The organism is Klebsiella sp. 10, assembly GCF_018223925.1.
In the GTDB taxonomy this organism is placed as follows: Bacteria; Pseudomonadota; Gammaproteobacteria; order Enterobacterales; family Enterobacteriaceae; genus Klebsiella; species Klebsiella pneumoniae.
In genome coordinates, this window is sequence record NZ_JAGRRB010000012.1 from 120,013 (window position 1) to 133,285 (window position 13,273).

14 protein-coding genes are annotated in these 13,273 nt (G+C 57.4%); 3 read left to right on the forward strand and 11 right to left on the reverse strand.

Annotated elements, in window-relative coordinates:
* Positions 1-68 precede the first annotated feature (68 nt).
* Complete coding sequence (locus KHQ26_RS14055) at positions 69-1,109, forward strand: permease (protein ID WP_004188467.1); 1,041 nt, start codon at positions 69-71, stop codon at positions 1,107-1,109.
* A gap of 121 nt (positions 1,110-1,230) precedes the next feature.
* Here KHQ26_RS14055 and dolP read toward each other — a convergent pair whose 3' ends face one another.
* Genes dolP through KHQ26_RS14075 form a run of 4 tightly spaced genes read right to left on the reverse strand, consistent with a single transcriptional unit; the run spans position 1,231 to position 4,884 of the window.
* Positions 1,231-1,806, reverse strand: coding sequence for a division/outer membrane stress-associated lipid-binding lipoprotein (gene dolP, locus KHQ26_RS14060; protein WP_002918214.1), 576 nt, complete (start codon positions 1,804-1,806; stop codon positions 1,231-1,233).
* A gap of 9 nt (positions 1,807-1,815) precedes the next feature.
* Positions 1,816-2,406, reverse strand: a complete 591-nt coding sequence (gene diaA / locus KHQ26_RS14065) for a DnaA initiator-associating protein DiaA (RefSeq protein ID WP_002918211.1) — start codon at positions 2,404-2,406, stop codon at positions 1,816-1,818.
* 25 nt (positions 2,407-2,431) lie between these two features.
* On the reverse strand, positions 2,432-2,818 hold the full coding sequence (locus tag KHQ26_RS14070) for a YraN family protein (protein WP_002918206.1): 387 nt from the start codon (positions 2,816-2,818) through the stop codon (positions 2,432-2,434).
* On the reverse strand, positions 2,776-4,884 hold the full coding sequence (locus tag KHQ26_RS14075; protein WP_020803689.1) for a penicillin-binding protein activator: 2,109 nt from the start codon (positions 4,882-4,884) through the stop codon (positions 2,776-2,778). The genes KHQ26_RS14070 and KHQ26_RS14075 overlap by 43 nt, the downstream gene beginning before the upstream one ends.
* A 63-nt stretch (positions 4,885-4,947) precedes the next feature.
* On the opposite strand from KHQ26_RS14075, the gene rsmI reads away from it, so the two are divergent.
* Both rsmI and KHQ26_RS14085 read left to right on the forward strand, forming a co-directional pair.
* Positions 4,948-5,811 (forward strand): 16S rRNA (cytidine(1402)-2'-O)-methyltransferase, encoded by an 864-nt coding sequence (gene rsmI, locus KHQ26_RS14080; protein WP_020803708.1) that lies wholly within the window; start codon positions 4,948-4,950, stop codon positions 5,809-5,811.
* Between the two features lie 114 nt (positions 5,812-5,925).
* Positions 5,926-6,816, forward strand: coding sequence for a Fic family protein (locus tag KHQ26_RS14085; protein WP_025987714.1), 891 nt, complete (start codon positions 5,926-5,928; stop codon positions 6,814-6,816).
* A 34-nt stretch (positions 6,817-6,850) separates the two neighbouring features.
* On the opposite strand, the gene KHQ26_RS14090 is transcribed toward KHQ26_RS14085, so the two are convergent.
* From KHQ26_RS14090 to KHQ26_RS14120, 7 genes are all read right to left on the reverse strand, one after another.
* On the reverse strand, positions 6,851-7,624 hold the full coding sequence (locus KHQ26_RS14090) for a DeoR/GlpR family DNA-binding transcription regulator (RefSeq protein ID WP_002918124.1): 774 nt from the start codon (positions 7,622-7,624) through the stop codon (positions 6,851-6,853).
* A 110-nt stretch (positions 7,625-7,734) separates the two neighbouring features.
* Positions 7,735-8,778 (reverse strand): galactitol-1-phosphate 5-dehydrogenase, encoded by a 1,044-nt coding sequence (gene gatD, locus KHQ26_RS14095; protein ID WP_004149917.1) that lies wholly within the window; start codon positions 8,776-8,778, stop codon positions 7,735-7,737.
* Positions 8,779-8,827: 49 nt separating this feature from the next.
* Complete coding sequence (locus tag KHQ26_RS14100) at positions 8,828-10,210, reverse strand: galactitol-specific PTS transporter subunit IIC (RefSeq protein WP_002918121.1); 1,383 nt, start codon at positions 10,208-10,210, stop codon at positions 8,828-8,830.
* Positions 10,211-10,215: 5 nt separating this feature from the next.
* On the reverse strand, positions 10,216-10,500 hold the full coding sequence (gatB, locus tag KHQ26_RS14105) for a PTS galactitol transporter subunit IIB (protein WP_002918119.1): 285 nt from the start codon (positions 10,498-10,500) through the stop codon (positions 10,216-10,218).
* Positions 10,501-10,526: 26 nt separating this feature from the next.
* Entirely contained in the window at positions 10,527-10,994 is a 468-nt protein-coding gene (gene gatA / locus KHQ26_RS14110; protein ID WP_020803686.1) for a PTS galactitol transporter subunit IIA, read from the reverse strand.
* 14 nt (positions 10,995-11,008) lie between these two features.
* A complete protein-coding gene (gene gatZ / locus KHQ26_RS14115; RefSeq protein ID WP_020803717.1) occupies positions 11,009-12,280 on the reverse strand; it encodes a tagatose-bisphosphate aldolase subunit GatZ in 1,272 nt (423 codons plus the stop codon).
* A 176-nt stretch (positions 12,281-12,456) separates the two neighbouring features.
* Complete coding sequence (locus tag KHQ26_RS14120; protein ID WP_020803694.1) at positions 12,457-13,272, reverse strand: HPr family phosphocarrier protein; 816 nt, start codon at positions 13,270-13,272, stop codon at positions 12,457-12,459.
* Position 13,273: the final 1 nt, after the last annotated feature.

Consider the following 13,273-nt stretch of genomic DNA (forward strand, 5'->3'; position numbering starts at 1 on the left):
CAAACGCAGGCTTCCGGCGTAGTATTCACGGCTTCAATTCATATCCACATTTCTTGCTGGGGAATGCTATGGCTGGTCAGTCTTCATCTCAGGCGGCGTCACCATTTCAATGGTGGAAACCCGCGCTTTTCTTTCTCGTCGTGATTGTTGGTCTGTGGTACGTCAAATGGCAGCCGTACTACGGGAAAGCCTTCACCGCTGCGGAAACCCACAGTATCGGTAAATCCATTCTCGCCCAGGCCGACGCTAACCCGCTGATGGCGGCGTGGGACTATGCGATGGTTTACTTCCTTGCCGTCTGGAAAGCGGCGGTGCTCGGCGTGCTGCTCGGGTCGTTGATTCAGGTACTCATTCCGCGCGACTGGCTGCTACGCACCCTGGGACAATCGCGGTTTCAGGGCACGCTGCTGGGAGCGATTTTCTCGCTGCCCGGCATGATGTGCACCTGCTGCGCCGCGCCGGTCGCGGCCGGGATGCGCAAACAGCAGGTGTCGATGGGCGGGGCGCTGGCGTTCTGGATGGGGAACCCGCTACTCAATCCGGCGACGCTGGTGTTTATGGGCTTTGTTCTGGGCTGGCAGTTTGCGCTGGTTCGCCTGGTGGCGGGTCTGGCGACAGTATTAACTGTGGCGACGCTGGTGCAGAAATGGGTGAAAGAGGCGGCGACGCAGCCGGTAGCGGTGCCTGCTGCACCGTCGGAAGCGACTCAGGGCGGCTTCTTTAGCCGCTGGCTGCGGGCGCTGTGGACGCTGTTCTGGAACACGATCCCGGTTTATATCCTCGCGGTGCTGGTGCTGGGAGCGGCGCGCGTCTGGCTGTTCCCGCACGCCGATGGCGTGGTGGATAATACGTTGTTCTGGGTTATCGCGATGGCGATCGCCGGCTGCCTGTTTGTGATCCCTACCGCGGCGGAAATTCCGATTGTGCAGACAATGATGCTGGCGGGTATGGGGACGGCGCCCGCGCTGGCGCTGCTCATCACACTGCCGGCAGTGAGCGTGCCGTCGCTGATTATGCTGCGTAAAGCCTTCCCGGCCAAAGCGCTGTGGCTGACGGGCGGACTGGTGGCGCTGTGCGGGGCGATTGTCGGTGCGCTGGCGCTGGTGTAGTTTGCCGTAAACGTACGCATAGCCGGATTGGATGCCGGGTGGCTGCTACGCCTTACCCGGCACACAACGGACAGGGGGCGGTAGCCCGGCTAAGCGCAGCGCCAGCCGGGAAACTGCAGCTTTATTTAATGTAGGTAAAGGCGGTGGTCACCCGGGATACGCCGCTTACCCGACTGGCAATATCCGCCGCCGCCCGGCCTTCGCGGTCGGTCACCAGCCCCATCAGGAAGACTTCGCTGTTTTCCGTGGTTACTTTCACGTTCGAGGATTTGACCTGATCGGTGCTCAGGAGCTGCGAACGCACCTTGGTGGTAATCCAGGTATCAGACGAGGCGGTGCCTAAACCAATCGGCTGGCCCTGGCGCACTTCATTAAACACTTCCGTGGTTCCTTCCACGCCCATGGCGATTTGCTTGGCGCGCGCGGAGAGGTCCGGCGTCGGCGACTGGCCGGTCAGCAGAACTTTGCCCTGATAAGCGGTGACGTTGATACGGGCCTGTTTCTTAATCTGTTCATCTTTCGACAAGGCGCTATTGACGCGCAGTTCCAGGGTACTGTCATCGACCTGGGTTCCCACCGTACGCGGGTCCGTTGCGGCTTTGGTGCCGACTGCTGCCGTTCCGACTACCGCGGCGGCAACGCAGCCCTGCAGCAGTAGTGCAGAAAGCAGGATGGCGAGGGGCGAGAGAGCCTTCATGTGTTCTCCTTAATCGTCCTGGTGTGGAAAAAGAGTGTTATCTATCAAATCGCACAGACAGTTGACGGTCAGCATGTGCATCTCCTGGATACGCGCGCTGCGATGGGAGGGGATGCGGATTTCGACATCCTGTTGACCTAACAGGCCCGCCAGCTCACCGCCGTCATAGCCGGTTAACGCGACGATGGTCATGTCGCGGGTCACGGCGGCTTCCACCGCCTTGACGATGTCCCGACTGTTTCCGCGCGTAGAGATCGCCAGCAGCACATCGCCGGCGTGTCCCAGGGCGCGCACCTGCTTGGCGTAGATCTCGTCATGCAGGCGATCGTTAGCGATGGCGGTTAAGACCACATTATCGGTATTTAGTGCAATGGCAGGTAAACCAGGGCGTTCCGTTTCAAAGCGATTAATCATGCTGGCAGCAAAATGCTGTGCGTTGGCGGCGGAGGTGCCATTACCACAACAGAGGATTTTGTTGCCGTTAAGCAGGGACTGGACGAGCGTCATCGCCGCCCGGGAGATGGCGTCCGGGAGTGCTTCCGCTGCGGCAATTTGGGTTTGAATGCTTTCGGTAAAGCAGGCTTTGATTCTGTCGAGCACGGGATCCCTTACTTCTGGTATTACGCTATTCGCCAAAGGCGTTTTTTAGCCATTGGATGTCGTTTCCGGTGAAGGCTACCACATCGAAACGGCAATCCACAGTCTCAAAGCTCCCATTCTGTCGGCAGAGCCACAAACGGGCGGCTTTAAGCAGTCGTTGTTGTTTTTGCGGAGTGACGCTGGCTGCCGCATCACCGTACCGGGCGCTACGGCGGTAGCGCACTTCGATAAAAACGGTGACCGTGCCGTCGCGCATGATAAGGTCAATTTCGCCGCCACGCTCGCGGGCATTGGCGGCGATAAAACGCAGGCCCTGGCCTTCCAGCCAGCGGCGAGCCTGGTTTTCCCAGGCATCGCCGGTCTGTTTGCTTAGCTGGCCGGAACGATTTTTCCCTGCTGGTACTTGAGCCATGACAGTTTCCTGTTAATCACGCAATCCTGGTTGGCCGTCAGATCGCCGGTATTGCCGTTCAGCTCGAAGCCAGGCGTCTGGCGCATTTGCGTGAAGTGATTTGCCAGTGACCAGGCGTCAGCGCCCATGGCATACAGACGCGCCAGCGAGTAGTCATTACGCACCGTAGACAGCGCCTGCTGCATTAGCGACGGATTGCTGCCGGCCAGCATTGGGATCTCACTATACTGCAAGCCTTCCATCTCCAGACGGAAATCCGGCCCCGCGGTGCCCTGGGCGCTGCGCGAGCTGGCGTACAGGGTGACATTGCTCTGGCTGCCGTTGCGCATGGCGATCATCGGTTTGATATAGGCAATCTGTTCCGGGGTGGCGAGGATATAGGCCGCATCGACGCTGCCGCCGCTGCTTACCGGCATCTCATCCGCACTGCCGAGGATGCTGTTCTGCGCTGATGGCAGGGTGGAGACCGGGGTGCCGCTCAGCGCAATGCCCCCGCCGCCGTTCACGCCGGCGCGCAGCTCGGCCGTGGATCCAAAACGCTGCTGCAGGACGCTGGCGCCGCCCAGCTTCAGCCACTCGTCGGCAAAAGCGCTAACTACACGATCGCCCAGCGCGCCGCGCGGAACCAGCAGCAGCGGGGTCTGTTTCCCCTGTTGGTGGATATGTCGGGCGGCGTCACGCGCTTCGTCTTCCGGAGAAAGCGCGAAATAGCAGAGGTTAGCGCGGCTTTCGACTTTTTCCGGCTGGTTGAGGGCCAGCACATTGAGCGGCGTGTTGCTCTTGATAACCTCTTCAACGTTTTCTTTCAGCAACGGCCCAACCACCAGGGTGGCGCCATCCTGCTGCGCCTGGGCGAGCAGCTGGCTTATCGGCTGGCTGGTGGTGTCGTAAATTTTCAGTTCCGCAGAAGGGTTAGCGGCGGTTGCGACCACGGGCTGCGGCTGTGCGGCCGGCGCGGTAACCGGCTGGGTGGCCGGGGAAGCGGTAGTCTGCGGCGTGGCGGATGTTGCCGGCGCCTGGGCTGCCGGTTCCGCAGCAGGCGCTGCCTGGTCCTGCGTCGGGGCCTGAACCGGATCCGCGCGGCTTCCGGCGGCGGTAAGATCGCTGATTTCTGCCTGCGACGGACTCACCACATCATCATTACCGGAGACATTCGCCGCCTGGGCGACCTGGGCGGGAACCGCGCTGCCCGTCACCGACGGCGCGCCGTTTTTGGCGGCTTCAAAGCCCTGCTGGATAGTGCGGCCGAAGATCGACGCCTGACCGTTCAGCGGCAGAAAAAGCGCAATCTTGTTGATGGACGCAGGCTTATAGTTTTGCATATTCACAAGCGCCGTCGGCAGCATTTTAGCGCCCGGGTTTTGCGGATAGCGCGTCTGCCAGTCTTTAACGCCCGCTTTCAGTAGCGTCGGATCGTTGCGGTTGTCAAACCACATCCGCTGCAGATCCAGCCAGCCCTGGAGGATATTTTCATCGGCGTTGATCACCAGCGCATTGGCCTGGTCCTGGGGCATCGAGGTGAGCGCTTGCCAGGTCGCATCAATATTTTTCTGACGCTGTTTGGCGTCACTCAGCAGCGGCTGCTGGGCGATTAAGGCGCGCAGCAGGGTCAGCGATGGTTTGCCCTGGCTGGCATCGATTTGCGCCTGCCAGTAGCGCGCCTGCTGAGGCTGCTCAAGGTTTGTCGGATCGATCTTAGCCAGCAGATTACGGGCGGCCTGATAATCGTTCTGCGCCAGCTTCACTTCCACCGCCAGCAGCGACTGTTCACGGGCCTGAGTGCTGTTCAGGTTCGCCGGCAGCTGGTTAAACAGGTCGATAGCCTGCTGCTTCTTCCCTTCCTGCAGTAGTGCACGAATGGCGAGTAATTGCCAGTTGGTCTTGCTATCATTCGTGCTTTGCTGCATCTGCTGTAAGTAGAAACTGGAGTTGGCCTGCGACGTACCCTGCATAAACGCCGCGCTTTGATCCTGCGTGTGGGTGCCGCAGCCAGCAAAAATAAGAGTCGCCAGCAATACGGGCAGGCAGCGCGCGGGCTTAGAACGAAGAAATGTTGACGATACCATAAGTGTCCAGTGATATTTTTTTGGCTCAATGCTCAATATTAAATCGGCAATACGGACGAGACAATGAAACAACACGAATCAGCGGATAATTCTCAGGGGCAGCTCTATATTGTGCCCACTCCGATAGGAAATCTGTCTGATATCACGCAGCGTGCACTGGAAGTGCTGCAAGCCGTTGATTTAATTGCAGCGGAAGATACCCGTCATACCGGTTTGCTGCTGCAACATTTTGCGATAAACGCCCGTTTGTTTGCGCTTCACGACCATAATGAGCAGCAAAAGGCGGAAACCCTGCTTGCCAAACTGAAAGAAGGGCAAAACATCGCGCTGGTTTCCGATGCCGGCACGCCGCTGATTAACGATCCTGGTTACCATCTGGTGCGCACCTGCCGCGAAGCGAATATTCGCGTGGTGCCGCTGCCGGGCCCCTGTGCGGCTATCGCCGCCCTGAGCGCCGCCGGCCTGCCTTCCGACCGTTTCTGTTATGAAGGCTTCCTGCCGGCGAAATCGAAAGGCCGCCGCGATACCCTGAAAGCGCTGGAAGAAGAGCCGCGCACCCTTATTTTCTATGAGTCGACCCACCGTCTGGTGGAGAGTCTGGAGGATATCTGCGCGGTACTGGGAGAATCCCGCTATGTGGTGCTGGCTCGTGAGCTGACCAAAACCTGGGAGTCGATCCATGGCGCGCCGATTGGTGAGCTGGTGGCGTGGGTGAAGGAAGATGAAAACCGTCGCAAAGGCGAGATGGTGCTGATCGTCGAAGGTTTCAAGGCTCAGGAAGAGGCGCTGCCGGCGGCCGCGCTGCGTACTCTGGCGCTGCTGCAGGCGGAGCTGCCGCTGAAGAAAGCCGCCGCGCTGGCCGCGGATATCCACGGCGTGAAGAAAAATGCGTTGTATAAGTACGCCCTGGAGCAGCAGGGGGAGTAAACGATGAGCCGTTACCAACCGCCGTTTAGCATCACACCCTCGGTCCTCAACCTTGTCGTTGAGATTGGGGAATTGCTTGGGCATTGGTCGGCGAAACGTGGACAAGCATCGCCGTTGCTGCGTAAAGAAAACCGCATTCGTACTATTCAGGCGTCACTCGCGATTGAACATAATAGCCTGAGCATGGAACAGGTAACGGCGCTGCTGGAAGGCAAACGGGTTCTGGCGCCGGCTAAGGATATTCAGGAAGTGAGAAATGCCATTCGTGCTTATGAATTAATGCCCGGATGGCATGCGGCAAACATTAGCGATCTTCTGACGGCGCATAAAACGCTGATGACCGGGCTGGTTGATCGTCCTGGCGCTTTACGTGGCGGAAACGTCGGCATTTATCGCGGTACGCAGGTGATACATATGGCTCCGCCTGCTGCCCAGGTCCCAAGATTGATCGCTGATTTACTCAGTTGGCTGGAACACACCGAGCTACATCCTTTAATTGCCAGTTCAGTTTTTCACTACGAGTTTGAGTTCATTCACCCTTTCGCTGATGGCAATGGTCGGATGGGGCGTTTATGGCAGACGTTGATTCTAAGCCAGTGGCGTCAGGAATTGGCCTGGCTGCCGGTTGAAACGCTGATCCACCATCAGCAAGAACGTTATTACGACATTTTAGGTGCTTGTGATAAAACCAGTGATTGCACGCTATTCGTGACCTGGATGTTGCAAAATATCCTGGCGGCGCTGAAAGAAGGTCTGGAAACTTCATTCATCGTGTCGGAAGAAATGTCGGAAGAAATGGCGGAAGAAATCGACGTCAAATTAGCCCCACCGGAAAACGCAATTTTGCGTTTGCTAACCGAAAAGCCGGAATTAACGGCGAGAGCGCTGGCGGAGATCTTGGGGATATCAGCACGTACGGTTGAGCGTCATCTGCAAGGGCTACAGGCGAAAGGGAGATTGATTCGCATAGGCGCCAAAAAAGGTGGAAGCTGGCTGGTTAAGTAGAACCAGCCGCCATGATGTTCCACTCAGCGTGCAATTACACTATCTTCAGTTCCACCTTTTTGCTGCTTAACGCTGCACGGTCATTTTCACTAATGCCGTCGTCGGTGATCACGCAGTCTATCTTTTCCATCGGCAGTACCTGGTTAAAGCCCCGGCGATTGAATTTGCTGGCGTCGAGCACGGCGATCACCTGATGCGCGGCGGCGGCCATCACGCTGCTGATGGAGTAGCCTTCGTTAAAGGTGGTGATGCCATTGGTGGCGTCGATACCGTCGGCGCCGACAAACATCAAATCGGCGCAAATACCTTGCAGCGAACGTTCGGCAATCGTGCCGTGCATCGAATGCGTTTTGTGCCGCACGGTACCGCCGCACACCACCAGGGTGATATCTTTATTTTCTGCCAGAGTAAACGCGGCGGGCAGGCTGTTGGTGATGACGGTGATATTGGTCATCCGTACTAATGCCTCGGCGATAAGAAGAGTGGTGCTACCGCTATCGAGGATCACCGTCATACCTTCACGGATCATGGCTGCCGCGGCATGGGCGATGCGCTTTTTGGGATCGCTGGCAAGCTGATAGCGGTCTTCAAGCACCACTTCCTGATTCTCGGCGTCGGTCAGGTCGCTACCCGCACGGGCGGCGCCGCCGTGAAAACGGGTTAACAGTCCTTTTTCTTCCAGTAAGCGGAGATCGGCGCGGATAGTTACCTCAGAGATGCCAAAGAGATTCGAAAGGTCTAGAACCAATACGCTACCCTGCGTATTCACCATATCGACAATTTTGTTCCTTCGTTCAAATGAGTTCATCTTGATTTGCCTGATAATTAACTCATCTCAGTGTAATCGAAGGGTAACGAAAGGTGAACGATAATTTTCGAAAGGTTGGATGAGCCAGCGCTGATGGCTGGCTCGGGCGGTCAAGAGAGTTTGAGCAGGATTTTGCCTTGCATTGGCGCGCCGTTGAGCGCCTGCACTGCACGAGCGAAGCTTTCTGCGTCGCCACGATGGGCGATCAGCGGCGCCAGCTGCAGGCGTTTTTCAGTCAGCAGACGGGTGGCCGTTTGCCACTCTTCTCCCGGCCACGGGCCAGAGTAGTTCATCCAGCTACCCACAATATTCAACTCCTTACGCAGAATCTGCCCGAAGGTGGCTGCCGGGAGGGTTAAATCGTGATGAAGCGTGCCAACCAACGCCAGCTGCGCCCGCGGACCGGCGGCCTCAATCGCCAGCGCGACGGTCTGCGGCGTACCGGCGGTCTCGAGGACTAACTGGTCGAACTGAATGGATTCCAGCGCCTGCTGAATCGCCTGGCCGCTCATCTCGCGACTGTTGAACACATGGGTTGCGCCGAGGGTTTTGGCCAGCTCCAGCTTCTGCGGATTGATATCGATCGCCGTGACGCTGTTGGCGCCCAGTTCGCGGGCGCACTGTAGCGCCAGCAGGCCGATGGTGCCGGCGCCGATAATAATCACGTTTTTACCTTCACAGCCCTGCGCCAGATGAAAAGCGTGCAGGCCAACGGTTATCGGTTCGATAAACGCGCCATCATCAATTGGCATCTGGTCCGGCAGGCGGAACAGGTTGGCGCGCTTTACCACCACATATTCGGCGTTGCCGCCTTCGCTGCGTGAGCCGACGAACTGATACTGTTTACATAAAGAGAAATACTCGCGCTGGCATTGCGGGCACTGGAAGCAAGGCAGCAGCGGCACGCAGGCGACGGCATCGCCGGGCTGCAGGTCGGTTACCGCCGCGCCGTAGGATTCCACATAACCGCTGAATTCGTGCCCCAGCGTAATAGGGTAGTAATGCGCCCCTTTGGCGAAAATGCGCGGGATATCGGAGCCGCATAACCCGGAACTGACCACTTTGACCAGGACATCGTTTTCCGTTTGCAGCGTGGGGATAGGGCGTTCTTCAACGCAGACGTTCCCCTCAGCATGGATTACCACTGATTTCATAACATTCTCCAGCTATAAGATTCAGGGGAGCGAACGCTCCCCTTTTAGATCAAGACATGCCTGTACTTTGTTGCGGGGCAGCGCTTTTTTCTGCTTTTTCCGCGGCGATGAAGCCGCGAGCGCGACGCCAGGTCAGTAGAACGCCGGCCAGATAGATGATGCCGATGACCGCGAAGCCAACCACATTTTGCCAGGTAAAGAGCTGGATCAGCAGCCAGGTAATCGGCGAACCACCCTGGTCCATTGAGGCCACCATGCCGCCGGCTTTCAGGGCCCCGGCGTTTGCCGCCAGCTGGGTGTGCAGGCCAATGGTCTGGGTGGCGATCCACAGGGTGATTCCCATAATGATGACCCCGGAAATCAACGTGCGGAACAGATTGCCCTGATGTACAGCCACTGCCATCGCTACGAAGAAGCCGATGGTGGCCAGGTCACCAAATGGCAGAACCTGGTTGCCAGGGACCACGACGGCGATAAGAATGGTCAGCGGGATGAAAATCAGGCTGGCCGAGACTACCGAGGTATGACCGAGCAGCAGCGCCGGATCGAGACCAATCAGGAATTCCTGGCCGCCGAATTTAGCCTGCAGACGTTTACGCGCCTGTTTGGCTATCGGGGTGAGGCCATCCATAATCGGTTTGATCACCCGGGGCATCAGCAGCATCACCGCTGCGGTTTTCACCGCCAGCTGAAGAATGCCCTTCAGGTCGTAACCCGCCAGCGCGCCAATCACCAGCCCCATGACGAAGCCAACGGTAACCGGTTCACCGAAGGGGCCGAAGCGTTTCTGAATGTCATCGGCGCTAAAGTGAATACGGTTAAGACCGGGGATCTTGTCGATGATGGTATCCACGAGGACGGCAACTGGCCCTAAATACGCCGAACTGCCGTGCGGGATCGCAATACCCTCGAGGCCGAAGAAATCGCGGGTATCTTTGGCAAACCAATCGCCCAGCTTATACACAAAAGCAGCATGCACCACCACGCCGAGAATACCTATCCAGTACGACCCGGTCGCGATATGCAGCATTGCGCCGGTAAAGGTCATATGCCAGATGTTCCAGATATCAACATTCACCACGCGGGTCATACGGGTAACCAGCATCACGATATTGACCGCGATGGCCACCGGGATCGCCACCAGGGCGATTTGCGACGCCCAGGTCATCGGTGATGAACCCGGCCAACCGATGTCGATCACGTGAAGATTAATCTGGAAATGCTCCGCCATCGCCTTTGCCGCCGGGCCGATGGAGTCGAGCATCAGGCCAATGACCAGCCCGATGCCGACAAACCCGATCCCGATATGTAGACCGGATTTAAAACAATCCCCGAGCTTCATCCCCAGTAATTTGGAGAAGATAATGATCACGATCGGCAGCATCACCGTCGGACCGAGATCGAGGATATAACGCATGATTTCGCTAAACATGGCGTTTACTCCGCGAGGATGCCGAGGATTTTCTGTTGTAAGGCTTCAATGCCGACGCCCGAGACGAATGGCATGCCGTGCACCACCGGAATGTCGCCGAAGGTCCGCTCCACGCGCGCAGTGGTGCAGATCAGGTCCGCACCGTCCATGTAGGTTTCGATTTCATTGACCCGGCACTGCACCAAATCCAGTTCAATATTGTGGTCTGCACACAGCTCTTTAATCTCTTCTGCCGCCATCGTGGAGGTGGCGACGGCACCGCCGCAGGCGACGATAACTTTACGTTTCATAGGGTACCCCTTTTATTATCAGTATCTTATGAAGCCACGGCGCTAAGCTCGGGCTCAAGGATTAATTGCTGGAACCGCACCGGCAGCCGATCGTCGGAAGCGGCGAGCAGTGCCTCCAGCGTGTGCGGATTTTGTAGCTCACTAAATAACCGGCGCAGCAGCTTCAGCTGTGCCGCCGGGTTTTCAACAATCAGCGCGATGATGAGCGAAACGTCGATTTCGCCGTCGTCGTCAGCGCGCTGAAAAGAGACCGGCATGTCCGGACGTATCAGGTAAATGGCCGGTGATTTCGCGTGGATCGCTTCGCAGTGCGGGATAGCGACAGCATGCTTCTCCAGGGCGATGCCGGTGGGAAAAGTCGCTTCGCGTTCGAGCAGGGCGGCGGGGTAGCTGTCATGTACGACGCCTCGCGCCAGCATCTCTGCGCCAACGTGTTCCAGTGCCTGCTGACTGGAACTGAAATGAATGCCGGTACGAACAAACAGTTGACTCATATATCCTCTTAACTTCACGCGGTTTCAGAAGAACAGCCGTAGCGATAGGCACGCAGGACATCCTGGATTTTGTCGAGGATCAGCGCGTGCGGCTCGGCGTTCAGTTCATTCAGCGACAGTCGTTCAAACTGCACCGGCATATACTGGCTGATAAGCCCCAGCGGTAGCTTAGCGTCGGTCAGATTAGCGATAAGTTTCTCAACGCTTTGGCGAATACGCGGATGCGGCCAGTAATAACGGATACGGTCGGAAAGGCTGAAGTGGATATCGACCATCGCCTGGCTCCAGGTGGGGCGATAGTATTTTTTCCAGTAGCCGGGTTCGTTAAGCATCACTTCGTCGATCACCTCCATCACGCGACTGCGAGACTCCGGGGCGATCAGCTCATTTTCCATTTGGGCGAGGGCAAAGATGGCTTCACGCAGGGCAAAGGTGAGCGCCGGGCCGACTTTCAGAATGGCGAAGTGGTCGCGGACCAGCGCACGATAAGCCTGGCGGGTTTGGTAGTCGGTAGAGTGCGCTTCGTAGACCATCGGGGTGCTTTCGATCCAGGCGGAGAGCGCTTTCGCTTCCTGCGGCTGGTAATGAATGATTTGCGTATGGTCGAACTCCACGCCGGGCTGCACGACGATGGCGATAACTCGCTCCAGCGCGGCGTCGAGCCCCAGCTTACGGAAGGCGGCTTCATGGGTTTCGAGCGTCGCGGCGGCATCCTGCGCCCGGGTGACATGTACGCTGCCGATGGTGCTGGCCTCGCCGCCGGGAACCGGAACTTCGGTCCCGATGACGTAGGTCAGGTGGCGCTTTTGCTCATCGCTGGCGGTCTCCTCGGCAGCCTGACACAGGCGAGCGGCGCGCTCAGCAACCACACCAGGATTCAGCGGCACCGGATCGTCAGCACAGGACATTGATGCATCGAGATGGATTTTACTAAAGCCGGCGGCGACGTAGGCTTTGATCAGGTCGATTGATTTTTCCATCGCCACGGCGGCCGGTTCGTCTTGCCAGCAGTTCGGTCCAAGATGGTCGCCGCCAAGAATAATGCGCTCCGCCGGAAAACCGACGGTACGCGCGATGTTGTAGACGAAGTCGCGGAAATCGGCCGGCTGCATGCCGGTGTAGCCACCAAACTGATTCACCTGGTTGGACGTCGCTTCGATCAGCACCTTATTGTTGGTCGACAGGTCGAAACGTAACGCCGCTTCGATAACCAGCGGATGCGCCGAACATACTGAACAGATGCCGATATGTTCGCCTGACTTATGGCGAGTGATAATGTCTTTCATTTACAACCTCCGTTTTCTTTCGAATATATTCGTTATGTTTTGTTTTGGTCGCAAATGGCTTTGTTTTGATTTGTGATCTGCATCGATAAATAGTGTTGTAACGCAGTGAAAGGTATCGTCTTTCGAGACAAAAACGCCCTGACCAGGAAGATAGGGCGTTTTTAATTGATTGAAAATTAACTAAATATTCGGGATAGCCAGCTGCGTTTCGTTTTGACGGCTTCCTGGGAGACCTGCTGCGGCTGGGCGGCAATTTCGCCGAGACCGGCGTTAAAAGCGTCACCAATGGCTTTTAACGCCTGCTGCGCATCGTTGCCGCTGGCCATAAAGTGCAGACGATGACCCTGTTTGGCGCCCAGCGATACGACGCGCATCAGATTCTTGGCATCAACAATGGCGGAGCGCGTATCAAGGTTTTCGACCCGGATTTGCGATCGCCACTGCTTGACGGCTTTCACCAGCACCGCGCTGGGACGGGCATGTAGCCCGTGCGGATTACGCAGGGTAAAGGTGGCCTCTTCGTCAAATTGCGGCGCGGGTTGTGGTTCTTCGCCTGCTGGCAGAGGAATGTCGCCGGCGAGAATTTCCAGCACCGCCTGGGGGGTATCAGCGCGCGTCAGCGCCTCAGGTACTCGATCATCGCCCAGAGCATGGGTGAGCTGGCGCAAAATATCGCGATGCTCATTGTCCTGAGCCGCGATACCGACAATCAGATAGGCGGTTTGCTCCTCACCCCAGTCAACCCCCTGCGGACAAGCCAGCACCTTAACGCCCGTTTTAAGCACTGCGTCGCGACTGTGCGGCGTACCGTGGGGAATGGCAATGCCGTTGCCCAGATAGGTGCTGATTTGCCCCTCGCGCTCGCGCATGCCTTGTAGATAGTCTGCCCGCGTATGTCCGGCATGGGTCAGGGCTGCAACGACACGCTGTAGCGCCTCGTCTTTCGTTTTGACCTGACGATCGAAACAAATATCGGCAAAAGTTAGTTGCATA